Origin of the sequence: Parafrigoribacterium humi (assembly GCF_040227205.1) — a bacterium.
Lineage (GTDB): Bacteria > Actinomycetota > Actinomycetes > Actinomycetales > Microbacteriaceae > Parafrigoribacterium_A > Parafrigoribacterium_A humi.
In genome coordinates, this window is sequence record NZ_JBELOA010000002.1 from 335150 (window position 1) to 350956 (window position 15807).

Sequence of the window (15807 nt, forward strand, 5' to 3'; positions counted from 1 at the left end):
CGTCGTGATCACTCCGAGCCGAGCGCGGCGCCGATCGACCCGATGACCGCCTCGAGTGGCGTACCGGACGCATCGCGCCTGGCTCCGGCATCCGGCAGCGTGCGGACCGACCCGTCCGCACCGCTGGCCACGGCCGGGGAGGCGCCGACCCAGGCGAGCGCGAGCACGTCTTCCCCCTTGAGGAAGGCGTGAGCGCGCACACCGCCGGTCGCGCGCCCCTTGGCCGGGAACTCGGAGAACTGTGACACCTTTGCGCGCCCGGGATCCGTACCGGCGATGGTCTGGCTCGACGAGGACACGGTCGCGACGACCGCATCGCTCGGGCCGTCCACGTTTCCGAAGAAGATGACACTCGCATCGGCCGACAGGGTGATTCCGGCCATTCCTCCCGCGGAGGCACCCTGCGGCCGCACGGAGGAGGCTGTGAACCGGAGCAGCCTGGCGTCAGAGGTGAGGAACACCAGTTCGTCGTCGTCCGATCCCTGCCCGACGCCGACCACCTCGTCGCCCGGCTTGAGCGAGATGATGTCGAGGCTCGGCTTGGAGGCGTATCCGGGGGAGACCCGCTTGACCACGCCATGCGCTGTGCCGAGCACGATCGGACGATCCGACTCCAGAGAGACGAGTCCGAGGACGCGTTCCTTCTTGTCGGCGAGAGCGAGGTAGTCGACGATCTTCGCCCCTGCGGCGAGCTGGATGGAATTGCCCGGCACGCTGGGCAGGTCGACCGCGGTGAAGCGGATGAGCCTGCCGCGGTTGGTGACGGCCCCGATCTCCGTGCGGCTCGTCGTGTCGAGGGCCGAGAGGATCGCATCGTGCTTCGTGCGACGGCGAGCCACGCCCGATGTGGTGCTCTCGTCGCTCGTGTCGACGCGGATGGCGCGCCCGGTGGTGGACAGATAGACCCTGCAGGGCGTGTCCGCGATCTCGAGTACGGGAGCGGCCTTCCTGGAGGAGGCCGAGGATGTCGCCAGCGACGGTGAGGCTTCGGTGAGAAGCGTGCGTCGCGGAGTGCCGAAGCGCTCCGCGACCTCCGCGAGCTCGTCCGAGACCCGTTCGCGCAGCTTCGCCGGGTCGGCCAGCAGCGCCTCGAGCTCAGCGATCTCGGCGAGCAACTGGTCGCGCTCCGTCTCCAGCTCGATCCGACTGAACTTCGTGAGCCGCCGCAGCCGCAGCTCGAGGATGTATTCGGCCTGCAACTCGCTCAGGTCGAACACCTCGCGCAGGCGCGTCCTGGCCTGCTCCGAGTCGTCGCTGGAGCGAATGACCTGGATGACCTCGTCGATGTCGAGGATCGCGATCAGGAGTCCCTCGACGAGGTGCAGCCGTTCCTTGCGCCGGGCGAGGCGGTAGGCACTGCGCCGCGTGACGACCTGGATGCGGTGGTCGACATAGACCTGCAGCAGTTCGCGCAGGCCCAGGGTCTTCGGCCGTCCGTCCACGAGCGCGACGTTGTTGATGTTGAAGGAGTCCTCGAGTGGTGTGTGCTTGTAGAGCTGCTCGAGCACGGCCTCCGGGCTGAACCCGGTCTTGATGCCGACGACGAGCCGAACGCCGTGCTTCCGATCGGTCAGGTCCGTGACATCGGTGATCCCGCTGAGCTTCTTGGAGTTCACCCCGTCCTTGATCTTCTCGATGACCTTCTCGGTGCCGACCATGAACGGCAACTCCGTGATGATCAGGCCGTTCTTGCGCGCGGTGATGCTCTCGATCGACACTCTCGCCCGGGTGCGAAAGGCCCCGCGACCGGACTCGTACGCGTCGCGGATCCCCGCCAAGCCGATGATCGTGCCCCCGGTGGGCAGGTCCGGACCGGGCACGTACGCCATGAGCTCGTCGAGCGAGGCGCCCGGGTTCTCCAGCAGGTGCCTGGCTGCCCCGACCACCTCGACGAGGTTGTGGGGCGGCATGTTGGTCGCCATGCCCACGGCGATGCCGCTGGCCCCGTTGACGAGCAGGTTCGGGAAGGCGGCGGGCAGGACATCCGGTTGCGTCAGCTGGTTGTCGTAGTTCGGCACGAAGTCCACGACGTCTTCGTCGAGGTTCTCGGTCAGTGCCATCGCCGGGGGAGCAAGGCGTGCTTCGGTGTACCGCGCGGCGGCCGCCCCGTCATCGAGCGAACCGAAGTTGCCGTGACCGTCGATGAGCGGCACGCGCATGATGAAGTTCTGGGTGAGGCGCACCATCGCGTCGTAGATCGACGAGTCGCCGTGCGGATGGAGCTTGCCCATGACCTCACCGGTGACGCGCGCGGACTTCACGTGTCCGCGATCCGGGCGCAGGCCCATCTCGGTCATCATGTACAGGATCCGGCGCTGCACCGGCTTGAGCCCGTCGCGCGCGTCCGGAAGGGCCCGCGCATAGATCACCGAATAGGCATATTCGAGGTACGAGTCCTCCATCTCGGAAGAGACGTCAACGGTGTCGATGCGTTCGCCAGCGGCGTGCTCGATCGGCTCGGGCAGAACGGGAGGTTGTGGAGTAGTCATAGGATTACGGCCATGCTACCGGCCACGAAATCGCACCGGTTCAGCCTTGCCGACGTTCTGCCAAGTTGCCTCGATGCGCTGCACTCCAGACCGGGGCGGATGGGGCTGGCGCCGGCCTCGAAAGCGATCGTTCTGCTCGTCGATGGCCTGGGAGTGTCCGCCCTGGCCGCGCGCTCGGGGCATGCCCGCACGCTGGCTCCGCTCCTCGGAGCAGGGTCGACCATCCGCGCCGCGTTCCCGACAACGACCGCGTCGTCGATCGCGACGCTCACGACCGGTGAGAGCGCGGGCGTCCACGGACTCGTCGGATACACGGTGCTCGATGCGGCCAACGACCGCGTGGTCAACGAGCTGAGCGGATGGGACGAGAGGTTCGATCCACAGACCTGGCAGCGGGTGCGCACGCTGTTCGAACAGGCGGCAGACGAGGGCATCGAAAGCTTTGTCGTCGCGTCGGAGAGCTATCGCGACTCGGGCTTCACGCGAGCGGTTCTTCGCGGCGCAGAGTTCCACAGCGGTAAGGGCGTGCCCGGGCGTCTTCACGAAGCGCGACGGATTCTCGACCGGTCCGAACGCTGCATCGTCTATGTGTACGTGCCCGAATTGGACAAGGCCGGGCACGCGCACGGCTGGCAGTCGCCCCAGTGGACGCACGAACTCGAGGCACTGGATGGCGCAGTGAAGGAATTCTCCGGCACCCTGCGGCCGGACGAGGGACTCATCATCACTGCCGACCACGGCATGCTCGACGTGCCGCAGAGTCGCCACATTCTGTTCGACGCCGACCCCGGCCTCGTCGACGGCATCCGGTTCGTCGCGGGGGAGCCCCGCTGCCTTCAGCTGCACTTCGAACCGGATGCGACCCGGGAGCATCGGGACACGGTTCTCGAACGCTGGCAAGCGTCCGAGTCGTCACGTTCGTGGGTCACCTCTCGTGACGACGCCATCTCGTCCGGCTGGTTCGGACCGGCCGTCGACCCCCAGGTCGTTCCCCGCATCGGGGACCTGATCGTGGCCGCACGCAAGGCCATCGCGTACTACGACTCACGGGCAACGGGTCAGACCGGCCGCTCCATGGTCGGCCAGCATGGCTCCTGGACGCAGGATGAGACCGAGGTTCCTCTCCTGAAGATGGGCGCCTGGGCTGCGTGACGGCTCGAGGCCGATCGCCGTTTACGCCTGATCGTCGTCCGGTCGTGCGCCGAACACGATGTCATCCCAGCTCGGCATGGCTGCCCTGCCCCTGCGCGCCTTGGGCTGCAGCACGGTTGGCTGCTGCGCCGTGGTTCCGGGAAGATCGTCGTGGTCGGCGGTCGTCGTATCGGAGTATCCGTCGAGCGGGATGTCGATGAGACGGATGCCGCCGGACAGCGGCACGGTGTCGTGCCCGGACTCATCGTCGAAGTGTGCGCTCTCGCGCTCGCCCCTGCGCCGACGGAGTGCTTCGAGCAGGTCCGCGGTCTCGCTGGAGTCTGCGACGGTGCTCGATGGGTCACGATTGATGGCCGCGGCGGACACGGCAGGGGACGATTCGCTTGCTCTCGCCAGCGGAGAGACCTCTCCGCGCGGAATTGAGGGGTGGCCTTCGAGGTCGCTCTCCGAGAATGCTCCGCTGTCGAACCGCGAGGAGTCTGCGACCCGCTCGTCTCCGCCGACGGCGCGCAGTCGCGGAATGAGAGTACCGGCGATGTCGCCCTGTTGCGAAAGCGTCACGGCTTCGTTGTTGAGGGGAGCGAGCGCGGCCTTCTTGGGGTCGAAGCTCCAGCGAGCATCATGGTCGATCTGGTCAGCGGTGAAGGCCAGCTTGACGATCCAGCCACCGCCGACCTCCTTCCAGCTTGCCCAGCGTTCGTTGATCGCACCGAGATCATAGAGCCGTTCGCGAATTGCCGCGCCGAAGGTCGTGCCATAACTCAGGGGATCAGCCTCAATCGCGATGTGCACAGGCACGTTCAATGCGGACTCGACGACGAACTCGCGCTCCGCCAGCACCGGGCCCTCAAATCGCTGGATATATTCGAGAGGCACGCCGGTGATCGAAGAGACATCCTGCGCGGACATCCCCGATCGAATGTGTGCCTGGATCTCCTTGGGCGCGAGCTTGCGCCCGGCACCCGGGTCAGGGGCCGCCTTGCGGAGTTTGGACTGCAGCACCTCGTCGATCGCGATACGGTAGCGAGTGCCGTCCTCGGACGCGACAAGGAGCGCCCCGTTTTCTACTCCGATGACTCTCAGGTCTTGCATGCTGAATCGCCTCTCCGGCCGTCACAATTCTCATCAAGGGTGTCATGGTTAGGCCCAGAAGTTCGGGAATAACACGGGCGCGCCGCAAGTTGACACACGGACAAATCGATCCCGTCGGTGTAATGGTTTGCTATTCGTAATCAGATGATGCAAACTATGCCCGCCGATTGAGATTTACCGACCCAATATAAGAAGTGGATGGGCATGGCGACCGACTACGACGCCCCTCGTAAGACCGACGACGACTCCGATTCGATCGAGGCTCTGAAGGAACGCGTTCCAGACAAGATGTCTGGTGTTGTTGACGTCGACGACGCGGACAACCCCGGCGGCTTTGAGCTGCCCGGCGCTGATCTGTCGGATCTCGATCTCGATGTTGTGGTGCTTCCGCCCCAGGCGGACGAATTCACCTGCATCAGCTGTTTTCTCGTGAAGCACAGGTCTCAGATCGACCACCAGGAGAAGCTTGGGGCGATCTGCCAGGAGTGCGCCGCCTGACGCCGAGCCCCGAGTTGTTCGGGGCTTTAAGCGGCCTGTCGCGCCTGAGCGATAGCCTCGGCCACCCGCTCAGGGTGCCTCGTTGACACGAGCCAATACGGCGTAGGGTCCTGTGGGTCATTGAGTTCGACCTTGACGACGGGACCCACCCAGCCTCGCAGCAGCAGCCAGGCGCGAGCGTCGAGCCTCTGTCCGCGCTCGAGCGTCGCCTCGTCCACGTGATAGCTCGTGACGCGCCCCGCGTGTTCGATCGGGAGGCGGGCACGGCCGGCGATGAAGGTGTCGCTCGTGACCTCGACGACGGGGGACGACACGATCAGGAGAATGACGCACGCGGTGTAGAGGGCGATAGCGGTGATCACCCCGACCGCCTGGTTGATCGGGAGGAACACCAAGAGCACGGCGGGGATCACGAGCGCGGTTGCCAGGAATACCCAGGGTGAAGCCCACAGCCGTTCGCGGTAAATCGTCATGACACCATTGCACCAGATTTTGCGACGGCCTTTCACCACCGGTCTATTCGGGTGGAGCTTCGATCTGCACTAGCCTCATGGGGTGGCCGAAAGCGTTGAAGTACTCCATGTCGGAGACACGACCCCTGTCTACTCACACCCCGGCGATGCTGGAGCCGACCTGCGTGCGGCAGAGGCGGTGGTTCTCGCCGCGGGCGAACGGGCCACGGTGGGCACCGGAACGGCAATTGCGCTCCCCGATGGCTATGTCGCGTTCGTCGTGCCGCGCAGCGGTCTCGCGGCGTCGCACGGCATCACGATCGTGAACAGTCCCGGCACCGTCGACGCGGGATATCGGGGCGAGATCCGCGTGACCCTTCTGAACACTGACAGTTCGGTGCCGTATTCTGTGGCGGTCGGCGACCGGATAGCGCAGCTCATCGTCATGCCGGTGAGCAGAGCCGAATTCATCCCCGTCGAGACCCTGCCGGGCAGCCACCGTGGCGCCGCGGGCTTTGGTTCGACGGGCTATCGCGACGGAGAGCAAGGAGATCGATCGTGAGCAAGGACAGGCCTGGTAAAGCAGAGGAAAGCGCTGCGGACGGCACCGTCCAGGACGGCGTTGCCCCGGATGAGACCGACGAGCAGGCAAAGTCGGCTCCGGCCGATCGTGCCACCGCCGGACCGCTCGACGAGAAGGAAGCGAACGCAGTTCGCCCCTATGTCGATCTCGGTGGCGTGAAGATCTTGCCGCGGGAGGGCCTCCAGCTGCGCCTCGAGGTGGAGGAGGGCAGCCAGCGCGTCGTCGCGGTCGGTCTCGACTATGCGGGCTCGTCACTGCAGGTTCAGCCATTCGCCGCCCCGCGTTCCACCGGACTGTGGCACGAGATCCGCGAGCAGATCGCCGACCAGGTGGCACGGCAGGGCGGAACGATCACGGCAAAGGAGGGCCCATTTGGTCCTGAGCTCCTCGCGGAGATTCCGTCGACCGCGCCAGGCCAGCCGGGTTCGTCTCGCCTTGCGAGATTCATCGGGGTCGATGGCCCGCGGTGGTTCCTTCGCGGTGTCATCGCCGGCGACGGCGTCGTGAACGAGGATGCCGCAGCACAGATCGAGGACCTGTTCCGCAGCGTCGTCGTCGTCAGGGGAACCACGCCCATGCCTCCGCGCGACCTCATCCCGCTCCACATGCCGAAGTCTGCTCTTGGAGCGGACGTCGCACCGCCAGAATCACTGGCATAGACGTGGCGGAATCGCGCGACGACCCGAACGAGGCCGGCCCAGGGTTCTCCGAGAGCTTAGGTGCGGCGCTCCGCAAAACGGGAATCGGCAGCGTGACCCCCGGCGAGGTACCGACGGCACGATCTCTTCTCGCCGCCATCGGCGGCATACGAGGACTGATCGAGTCGATCCTGCCGGGCCTGGGCTTTCTCATCGTGTACACACTGACCAGGAGCCTGCTCCCGTCCGTGCTGTTCCCGCTCGCGCTCTCGGTGATCTTCGTCGCGGTGCGACTGGTGACCAGGTCCAAGCCGTCGCAGGCCTTTGCCGGAGTGTTCGGGATCGCGATCTCCGCCGCTCTCGCGCTCATCACGGGAAAGCCGGAGGACAATTTCCTGCCCGGCATCATCATCAACGTCGTATCAGCGGCGGTCCTGCTCCTCAGCCTCCTGTTCAGGTGGCCGCTCATCGGAGTCATCGTCGGCTTCCTCACCAACGAGGGCACGGAATGGCGCACAGACAGGGCGAAGCGAGGCGTTCTCGTGCTCGCGACCTGGCTCTGGGTCGGACTGTTCTCCCTGAGGCTCATCGTGGAGGTTCCGCTCTACGTCTCGGGGCAGACAGAGTGGCTGGCCGGCTTGAAGCTTCTGCTGGGGGTGCCGCTGTATGCCGCATTCCTCTGGGTGACCTGGCTGCTCGTGCGCGCGGTGTATGCACGCCCGGCCGACGGCGCGCCGGGCGAATGAGCCGCGCCCACGATGCTATATTTATCTTGACGTCAAGATACTTTTGAGGAGACAGAGCAATGCCGCAGGTCAATAGTTTCGATTCGAAGGGCACGCTCACGGTCGGCTCCACCGACTACGAGGTCTTCCGTATCGACAAGGTTCCGGGATACAAGAAGCTGCCGTTCAGCCTCAAGGTGCTGCTCGAGAACCTGCTCCGAACCGAAGACGGGCAGAACGTCACGAAGTCCCAGATCGAGGCGCTCGGCAACTGGGTGCCAACCGCAGAGCCCGACACCGAGATCCAGTACACGCCCGGACGCGTCATCATGCAGGACTTCACCGGCGTTCCCTGCATCGTCGATCTTGCGACCATGCGCGAGGCCGTCATCAGCCTTGGCGGTGACCCGGACAAGATCAACCCACTCGCTCCTGCCGAACTCGTGATCGACCACTCTGTCATCGCTGACACCTTCGGCTCCGTCGATTCCTTCGGACAGAACGTCGAGCTCGAATACGACCGCAACAGCGAGCGATACAAGTTCCTTCGCTGGGGGCAGGGCGTCTTCAACGACTTCAAGGTCGTCCCCCCGGGCACGGGCATCGTGCACCAGGTCAACATCGAGTACCTGGCCCGCGTCACGATGACGCGCGAGGTCAACGGTGTCCTGCAGGCCTACCCGGACACCCTCGTCGGAACCGATTCGCACACCACCATGGTCAACGGCCTCGGTGTGCTGGGATGGGGAGTCGGCGGCATCGAGGCCGAGGCCGCGATGCTCGGGCAGTCGGTCTCCATGCTCATCCCCAAGGTCGTCGGATTCAAGCTCACCGGGTCGATCCCGAGCGGCGTCACCGCGACGGATGTCGTGCTCACGATCACCCAGCAGCTGCGCGCACACGGCGTCGTCGGCAAGTTCGTGGAGTTCTACGGTGACGGCGTCGCCCAGGTTCCGCTGCCCAACCGCGCGACGATCGGAAACATGAGTCCGGAGTTCGGGTCCACGGCCGCGATCTTCCCGATCGACGACATCACCCTGGACTATCTGCGTCTCACCGGTCGCAGCGAGGAGCAGATAGCCCTCGTCGAGGCCTATTCCAAGATGCAGAGCCTGTGGCATGATCCGGAGCACGAGCCGACCTACAGCGAGTATGTGGAGTTGGACCTCGGTACGGTCGTCGCGTCGATCGCGGGACCGAAGCGTCCCCAGGATCGCGTCGAGCTGACGGTTGCCAAGGACCAGTTCGAGCGCGACCTCGAGAACTACGCCACGGTGGATGCCGCTGCGGATGTCGAGCTCGAGCTCGCATTCCCCAGCAGCCCGCGTCCGTCGAACCACTCCAACCCGGCCGAGGTGACGCTCTCCGACGGGGAGAAGTTCACGATCGATCACGGTGCTGTTGGCCTCGCGGCGCTCACCTCCTGCACCAACACCTCGAACCCCTCGGTGATGCTCGCGGCCGGACTTCTGGCCCGCAACGCCAGCCAGAAGGGCCTCAAGTCGAAGCCGTGGGTCAAGACGACCCTTGCTCCCGGCTCCAAGGTCGTCACGGACTACTACGCCAAGGTTGGCCTCAACAAGTACCTCGAGGACCTCGGCTTCTATCTCGTCGGCTACGGCTGCACCACCTGCATCGGCAACTCGGGCGGGCTGCTGGCCGAGGAGGTCTCGACCGCGGTTCGCGAGAACGACCTGGCGATCACGGCCGTGCTCTCCGGCAACCGCAACTTCGAGGGCCGCATCAACCCCGACGTGAAGATGAACTACCTCGCCAGCCCTCCGCTGGTCGTGGCCTACGCGCTGGCCGGTTCGATGAACTTCGACTTCGAAACGGACTCGCTGGGCGTCGGCACCGACGGAAAAGATGTCTACCTGAGGGACATCTGGCCGGACTCTACCGAGGTTCAGCAGGTCGTCGACGAGGCGATCGACACAGCAATGTTCAACAAGCAGTACTCCTCGGTCTTCGACGGCGACGAGCACTGGCGCTCGTTGGAGACTCCGACGGGCTCGATCTACGACTGGAACGAGAAGTCGACCTACATCCGGAAGCCCCCGTTCTTCGACGGGATGACGATGGAGCTCGATCCGGTACAGAACATCACGAGGGCACGCGTGCTTGCCACGCTCGGCGACTCCGTGACGACTGACCACATCAGCCCCGCCGGAAACATCAAGGCGAACAGCCCGGCCGGCCAGTACCTCGAGGCTCACGGAATCGACCGCAAGCACTTCAACTCCTACGGTTCGCGTCGGGGGAACCACGAAGTCATGATCCGCGGCACCTTCGCGAACATCCGCCTCCGTAACCAGCTGCTCGCGTCCGAGAACAACGGTGCGGGGGTCGAGGGCGGCTACACCCGCGACTTCACCCAGGCGGGCGGGCCACAGGCGTTCATCTACGACGCCTCGCAGAACTACCAGGCCGCGGGCATTCCGCTCGTGGTGCTGGCGGGCAAGGAGTACGGCTCGGGATCATCCCGCGACTGGGCCGCGAAGGGCACGGCGCTCCTCGGCGTTCACGCTGTCATCGCCTCGGGCTACGAACGCATCCACCGTTCAAACCTGATCGGCATGGGCGTCGCGCCGCTGCAGTTCCTCGAGGGCCAGAGCACGGAGACCCTGGGTCTGGACGGCACGGAGTTCATCACCATCACGGGTCTCGACGAACTGAACTCCGGCCACACGCCGGCAACGGTCCACGTGGTTGCGGAGCCGAGCGAGGATTCTCGCCCCGGCGCCGAGCGCGTCGAGTTCGACGTCGCCGTGCGCATCGACACACCCGGTGAAGCGGACTACTACCGCAACGGCGGGATCCTGCAGTACGTCCTGCGATCCCTCGTCTGACCTCGTCCACACGGCTACGCGCCGCGTGTCCGCCGAAGCAATTCAGCGGGCACGCGGCGCTTCGTCTAGCCTGAGATAATGACTGTGCTGGAGAGGATTCGCGGTCCGAGGGATCTCGACTCGCTCTCGCCCAGCGAACTTGTGCAACTCGCCGACGAGGTGCGGCAGTTCCTGATCGGTCACGTGGCGAAGACCGGTGGACACCTCGGCCCGAATCTCGGCGTCGTCGAACTCACCATCGCGCTCCACCGCGTGTTCGACTCTCCCCACGATCCGATCGTATTCGACACCGGCCACCAGTCCTACGTGCACAAGCTGCTCACCGGGCGTCAGGACTTCGATCGGCTGCGCCAGGAAGGTGGGCTTGCGGGGTACCCGCAGCGCGCCGAGTCGGTGCACGACATCGTCGAGAGTTCACACGCGTCGAGCTCGCTGAGCTGGGCGGATGGAATCTCCCGTGCCTTCGCCATGACCGGACAGGGCGATCGCTGTGTCGTCGCCGTGGTCGGTGATGGTGCGCTCACCGGCGGCATGACCTGGGAAGCACTCAACAACATCAGCGACGACAACAGCCGCAACCTCGTGATCGTCGTCAACGACAACGGCAGGTCATACGCACCGACGATCGGCGGGATGGCTCGCTTTCTCAACGGCGTGCGGACCAGGCGAAGCTACCGCGAGCTCCATCGCTCGAGTGAACGATTCTTCGGCCGCCTCGGAGCACCAGCCCGGGCCGTCTATCGCGGTGTGCGTGGAGGCCTGCACGGCTTTCTCAGTAGGTTCACCAACAACGACGCACTGTACTCAAACCTCGACATCAAGTACATCGGCCCCATCGACGGACACGACATCGGTGCGGTGGAGCGCGCCCTCAGGCAGGCCAAGAACTACGGGGCCCCGGCGATCGTGCACGTCATCACCCAGAAGGGCAGAGGCTACGGACCTGCGATGCACGACGCCGCGGATCGCTTTCATGCGGTCGGACAGATCGACCCCGAGACCGGGGACTCTGTCGAGGTCTCCACGCGCGCATCCTGGACATCGGTTTTCGAGGAGGAGATCGTCACTCTGGCTGGGAGCGACTCGCGGATCGTGGGGATAACTGCAGCGATGCTCAGGCCCGTGGGACTCGAGAAGTTTGCCGCGAAATACCCCGACCGGGTGTTCGATGTCGGGATCGCCGAACAGCACGCGGTCACGTCCGCTGCCGGTCTCGCGTTCGGCGGGCTGCATCCGGTTGTCGCCCTGTATGCGACATTCGTCAACCGGGCCTTCGACCAGGTGCTCATGGATGTCGCCCTGCACCGCGCGGGCGTGACCTTCGTGCTCGACCGGGCGGGCATCACCGGCGCGGACGGACCGAGCCATCACGGCATGTGGGACCTCGCGATCCTGCAGGTCGTACCCGGGATCAGGCTCAGCGCCCCACGAGACGAGGCACGACTGCGCGAATTGCTCGCCGAGGCAGTCGCGATCGATGACGCTCCCACGGTTGTCAGGTTCGGCAAGGGGGACGTCTGCGAACCGCTTCCCGCGCTGCGCAGGACGGCGGACGGCGTCGACCTGCTTCGTGAGGACGACCGCCGCGACGTACTGATCGTGACCGTCGGCGTGATGGCCGAACTCGGGCTGCAGGTGGCTGAACGTCTCGCGGCACAGGGGATCGGCGCATCCGTCGCCGATCCGCGCTGGGTGGTGCCCGTGCCCCGCGGCATCATCGACCTCGCCCGCGAGCACCGCCTCGTCGCGGTGATCGAGGACGGAGTGCGCGTCGGCGGCATCGGCACCCGGATTCGTCAGGATCTCAGGGCTGCCGGCGTCGACACAGCCCTGACGGAGATCGGTCTGCCAGACGAGTTCCTCGCTCACGGCAGCAGGGCTCAGATTCTCGAACGCGTTGGTCTCGGTTCACAGCAGATCGCCCGTGAACTGGTGTCCCAGGTCGTGGGCAGCGAGCCGCCCACGACCTGGGACGAGTCCGGCTACTCTGTACCCCGAATCGGCGGGTGATGGAAGGTGTCGCCAAAGACCCGCTCCGAGGCGCCCACCCGGTCGAGGTACGGTGTGACCCCGCCCATCTGGAACGGATAGCCCGCTCCGAGAATGAGGCAGAGGTCGATGTCCTCCGGAGCCGCGACGACCGGCGTCTCGAGCATCCTGTGCACCTCGTCGGCAAGGCCGTCTTCAATGCGGCGCAGCAGCTGCTCGCCCGTCATCGGGGTTGTGCCGCCGGAGACGATCTCGACGGCCTTCTTGTCGTAGCCCTTGATCTTGCCCTTGGAGTCGCGGTCGAAGATCCTGCCGTGCTCAGCCAGTGCGTGCAGGTTCTTGCTCTCGAAGAAGCGATCGGGGAACGCCGCGTGATGGGTGTCGAGCACGTGAGCCCCGACCTTGAGCCCCACCAGTTCCAACAGCTCGAACGGCGTCATCGGCAACCCGAAGGGCGCAATCGACGCATCCACGACGTCGAACGGTGTTCCCGTGTCGACGGCGTGCATGGCCTCACCGAGCAGTTTGGCCAGGATGCGGTTGACGACGAAGCCGGGCGTGTCCGCCGTGATCACGGCATTCTTGCGCAGCGTGGCCGCCGTCACCATCGCGGTGCTGAGGGTCTCGTCGTCGGTCTTGCTCGTCTTCACGACCTCGACGAGGGGCATGACGGCGACGGGGTTGAAGAAGTGAAAGCCCACGACCCGCTCTGGATGTGTGAGCTTCGCACCGATCTGCTCCACCGAGAGGGAGGAGGTGTTCGTCGCGAGTACGGCGGTCTCGGAGATGTACTGCTCGACGTCCGCAAACACGTCCTGCTTGACGCCCAACTCCTCGAAGACGGCCTCGATCACCCAGTCGCAGTCGGCGAAGTCCGCCTTGTTCGTGGTGCCGGACACGAGCGCCGTGAGCCGGTTGGCCTCGTCGGGCGAGATGCGCCCCTTCTGCAGCAGCGCGTCGATCTCTCCGCGAATGTAGCCGAGGCCCTTGTCGACGTGGGCCTGGTCCAGGTCGGTGATCACCACGGGGACGCGCAACCTGCGCACGAAGAGAAGGGCGAACTGGCTGGCCATGAGACCTGCCCCGATCACGCCGACCTTGGTCACGGGCTTGGCCAAAGCCTTGTCCGGGGCCCCAGCGGGCCGCTTTGCACGCTTCTGCACGAGGGTGAAGGCGTAGATGCTCGCGCGGAACTGGTCGCCGGAGATGAGCTCGGAAAGCGTCTCGTCCTCCGCGGCGAACGCTGTCTTCTTGTCGCTGCTCTTCGCGCCCTTGAGCAGATCGAGCGCGGCATAGGGAGACTTCGCGACGGTGCCGATGCGGTTCTCCAGCATCTTCCGTGCGATGCCGACTGCGGCATCCCATTTGACCGCTCTCTCGATCTTGCCGGGTTCGTTTGCCCGCTTGACTTTGATGGCACCGCTCAACACGCCGTCGGCCCACGTGAGCGAATCTTCCAGGAAGTTCGCGGAGTCGAAGATCGCGTCTGCGATCCCCAACTCGAACGCGTCAGTGGCCCCCAGCATCCGATTGTTCTTGAGCGGGTTCTCGATGATCACCTTGAGGGCGTTTTCGATGCCGATGAGGTTCGGCAGCAGGTACGCACCGCCCCAGCCGGGGATAATTCCCAGGAATACCTCGGGAAGCGCGATCGCAGCCGCGTTGCGATCGATCGTGCGGTAGTTCGCGTTGAGGCCGATCTCCAGTCCACCACCGAGAGCGAGGCCGTTGATGAACACGAACGAGGGAACCCCGAGTTCGGTCAGCTTGCCGAGCGTCTGGTGGCCCAGCTGCGCCATCTGCTTCGCGATCGCCTTGCTCGGGATGTCGCCGACCTTGCTGAGGTCGGCGCCGGCCGCGAGAATGAACGGCTTGCCGGTGATCGCCAGGGCCGCGATCTCACCCTTGGCGGCCCGGGCCTTCTGCGCGTCGAGGGCGTCGGAGAGCTCGACCATCGTGATGGGACCGAGCGTGCTCGGCCTCGTGTGGTCTCGTCCGTTGTCGAGCGTGAGCAGCGCGAGGGTCTTGCCACTGGCCAGGGTCACGTCGCGAACGTAGGAGTGGGTGACGACCTCGTCACCGCTCATCGCGGTCAGCTCAGCGAATTGCGTTGCCATTACTTCCTGCTCCCGTCGAAGTAGGGGTTTTCCCAGATGACCGAACCACCCTGCCCGAGGCCAACGCACATCGCGGTGAGCCCGTAGCGAACCTCCGGGTGTTCCTTGAATTGCGCGGCGAGCTGGATCATAAGGCGCACGCCGGAGGAGGCGAGCGGGTGCCCAACCGCGATCGCGCCGCCCCAGAGGTTCACCCGGGGATCGTCATCGTCGATGTCGAAGTGGTCGAGCAGCGAGAGCACCTGGATGGCGAATGCCTCATTGAGTTCGAAGAGGCCGATGTCCTGGATCGTCAGGCCCGCCTTCTTCAAGGCCTTCTCCGTGGACGGAACCGGCCCGATTCCCATGATCTCTGGTTCGACGCCCGCGAAGGCGAAACTCACGAGTTTCATCTTCGCCTCGAGGCCGAGCTCGCGCGCCACGGACTCGCTCGCGAGCAGGCTCACCGTCGCGCCATCGTTGAGGCCAGAGGAATTACCCGCGGTCACTCGCCCGTGCGGGCGGAATGGAGTCTTGAGAGCGGCGAGGCCCTCCATCGTGGTTTCCGGGCGCGGCGCCTCGTCGCGAGTCGCGAGCCCCCATCCGGCTTCACTGCGAATAGCAACCGGGATGAGATCGGGCTGGATCTTGTTCTCCGCGTACGCCGCTGCGAGCTTCTGCTGGCTGCGCATCGCGAAGTGGTCCGCGCGCTCCTTGGTGAGGTGCGGAAAGCGGTCGTGGATGCGCTCAGCCGTCGACCCCATGTTCAGGGCGTCTTCTCCAACGAGCTTCTCCGACAGGAAGCGCGGGTTGGGATCAACGCCCGACCCCATCGGATGCCTGCCCATGTGCTCGACGCCACCGGCGATCACGAGATCGTACGCTCCGAACGCGATGCCACTGGACAGCGTCGTGACCGAGGTCATTGCGCCCGCGCACATCCTGTCGATCGCGAATCCGGGTACTGACCGCGGCAGGCCCGCGAGGAGGGCTGTCGTGCGGCCGAGGGTCAGACCCTGGTCGCCCTGCTGGGTCGTCGCGGCGATGGCGACATCGTCGATGCGATCCTTCGGAACGCTGGGGTTGCGCTCCAGAAGGCCGATCATGGCCTTGACGGCGAGGTCGTCGGCGCGGGTTCCCCAGTACATCCCCTTTTCGCCTGCTCGCCCGAACGGAGTCCTGACTCCGTCCACAAAAACGACTTCATGCCTCTCGGCCACGGTGCCTCCTAGGTTTTACTTCTG

12 protein-coding genes are annotated in these 15807 nt (G+C 65.3%); 7 read left to right on the plus strand and 5 right to left on the minus strand.

Going from position 1 to position 15807, the window contains the following annotated elements:
- Positions 1-8 precede the first annotated feature (8 nt).
- Positions 9-2489: a DNA gyrase/topoisomerase IV subunit A gene (locus ABUA28_RS05890; RefSeq protein ID WP_349903019.1), complete on the minus strand. Its 2481-nt coding sequence runs from the start codon at positions 2487-2489 to the stop codon at positions 9-11.
- A 12-nt stretch (positions 2490-2501) separates the two neighbouring features.
- On the opposite strand from ABUA28_RS05890, the gene ABUA28_RS05895 reads away from it, so the two are divergent.
- Positions 2502-3641 carry an alkaline phosphatase family protein gene (locus tag ABUA28_RS05895; RefSeq protein WP_349903020.1) on the plus strand — a complete coding sequence of 380 codons (1140 nt, stop codon included), beginning with the start codon at positions 2502-2504 and terminating at the stop codon, positions 3639-3641.
- A 21-nt stretch (positions 3642-3662) separates the two neighbouring features.
- On the opposite strand, the gene sepH is transcribed toward ABUA28_RS05895, so the two are convergent.
- Positions 3663-4733 (minus strand): septation protein SepH, encoded by a 1071-nt coding sequence (gene sepH, locus ABUA28_RS05900; RefSeq protein WP_349903021.1) that lies wholly within the window; start codon positions 4731-4733, stop codon positions 3663-3665.
- A 204-nt stretch (positions 4734-4937) separates the two neighbouring features.
- Between sepH and ABUA28_RS05905 the strand changes: the two genes are divergently transcribed.
- Positions 4938-5231 (plus strand): DUF4193 domain-containing protein, encoded by a 294-nt coding sequence (locus ABUA28_RS05905; RefSeq protein ID WP_349903289.1) that lies wholly within the window; start codon positions 4938-4940, stop codon positions 5229-5231.
- A gap of 26 nt (positions 5232-5257) precedes the next feature.
- On the opposite strand, the gene ABUA28_RS05910 is transcribed toward ABUA28_RS05905, so the two are convergent.
- Positions 5258-5704, minus strand: coding sequence for a DUF3093 domain-containing protein (locus ABUA28_RS05910; protein WP_349903023.1), 447 nt, complete (start codon positions 5702-5704; stop codon positions 5258-5260).
- A gap of 82 nt (positions 5705-5786) precedes the next feature.
- On the opposite strand from ABUA28_RS05910, the gene dut reads away from it, so the two are divergent.
- The 5 genes from dut (at position 5787) to dxs (ending at position 12488) form a co-directional block, all read left to right on the plus strand.
- The gene (gene dut / locus ABUA28_RS05915) at positions 5787-6245 is read left to right on the plus strand and encodes a dUTP diphosphatase (RefSeq protein ID WP_349903024.1); all 459 of its coding nucleotides are present in this window, start codon (positions 5787-5789) and stop codon (positions 6243-6245) included.
- Positions 6242-6925 (plus strand): DUF3710 domain-containing protein, encoded by a 684-nt coding sequence (locus ABUA28_RS05920; protein WP_349903025.1) that lies wholly within the window; start codon positions 6242-6244, stop codon positions 6923-6925. Before dut ends, ABUA28_RS05920 begins: the two co-directional genes overlap by 4 nt.
- A 2-nt stretch (positions 6926-6927) precedes the next feature.
- Complete coding sequence (locus ABUA28_RS05925) at positions 6928-7650, plus strand: DUF3159 domain-containing protein (protein ID WP_349903027.1); 723 nt, start codon at positions 6928-6930, stop codon at positions 7648-7650.
- 59 nt (positions 7651-7709) lie between these two features.
- Complete coding sequence (acnA, locus tag ABUA28_RS05930; protein ID WP_349903028.1) at positions 7710-10478, plus strand: aconitate hydratase AcnA; 2769 nt, start codon at positions 7710-7712, stop codon at positions 10476-10478.
- Between the two features lie 78 nt (positions 10479-10556).
- Entirely contained in the window at positions 10557-12488 is a 1932-nt protein-coding gene (dxs, locus tag ABUA28_RS05935) for a 1-deoxy-D-xylulose-5-phosphate synthase (protein ID WP_349903030.1), read from the plus strand.
- Here the strand turns inward: dxs and ABUA28_RS05940 are convergent.
- Positions 12461-14584 carry a 3-hydroxyacyl-CoA dehydrogenase NAD-binding domain-containing protein gene (locus ABUA28_RS05940; RefSeq protein ID WP_349903032.1) on the minus strand — a complete coding sequence of 708 codons (2124 nt, stop codon included), beginning with the start codon at positions 14582-14584 and terminating at the stop codon, positions 12461-12463. The two genes, dxs and ABUA28_RS05940, sit on opposite strands and share 28 nt — an antisense overlap.
- Positions 14584-15783 carry a thiolase family protein gene (locus ABUA28_RS05945; RefSeq protein WP_349903034.1) on the minus strand — a complete coding sequence of 400 codons (1200 nt, stop codon included), beginning with the start codon at positions 15781-15783 and terminating at the stop codon, positions 14584-14586. The genes ABUA28_RS05940 and ABUA28_RS05945 overlap by 1 nt, the downstream gene beginning before the upstream one ends.
- Positions 15784-15807 lie beyond the last annotated feature (24 nt).

Coding starts and splice junctions, on each gene's coding strand:
- dxs (WP_349903030.1), top strand. CDS start 10,557: ATGACTGTGCTGGAGAGGATTCGCGGTCCGAGGGATCTCGACTCGCTC.
- acnA (WP_349903028.1), top strand. CDS start 7,710: ATGCCGCAGGTCAATAGTTTCGATTCGAAGGGCACGCTCACGGTCGGC.
- ABUA28_RS05905 (WP_349903289.1), top strand. CDS start 4,938: ATGGCGACCGACTACGACGCCCCTCGTAAGACCGACGACGACTCCGAT.
- ABUA28_RS05890 (WP_349903019.1), bottom strand. CDS start 2,489: ATGACTACTCCACAACCTCCCGTTCTGCCCGAGCCGATCGAGCACGCC.
- ABUA28_RS05895 (WP_349903020.1), top strand. CDS start 2,502: ATGCTACCGGCCACGAAATCGCACCGGTTCAGCCTTGCCGACGTTCTG.
- ABUA28_RS05940 (WP_349903032.1), bottom strand. CDS start 14,584: ATGGCAACGCAATTCGCTGAGCTGACCGCGATGAGCGGTGACGAGGTC.
- sepH (WP_349903021.1), bottom strand. CDS start 4,733: ATGCAAGACCTGAGAGTCATCGGAGTAGAAAACGGGGCGCTCCTTGTC.
- ABUA28_RS05910 (WP_349903023.1), bottom strand. CDS start 5,704: ATGACGATTTACCGCGAACGGCTGTGGGCTTCACCCTGGGTATTCCTG.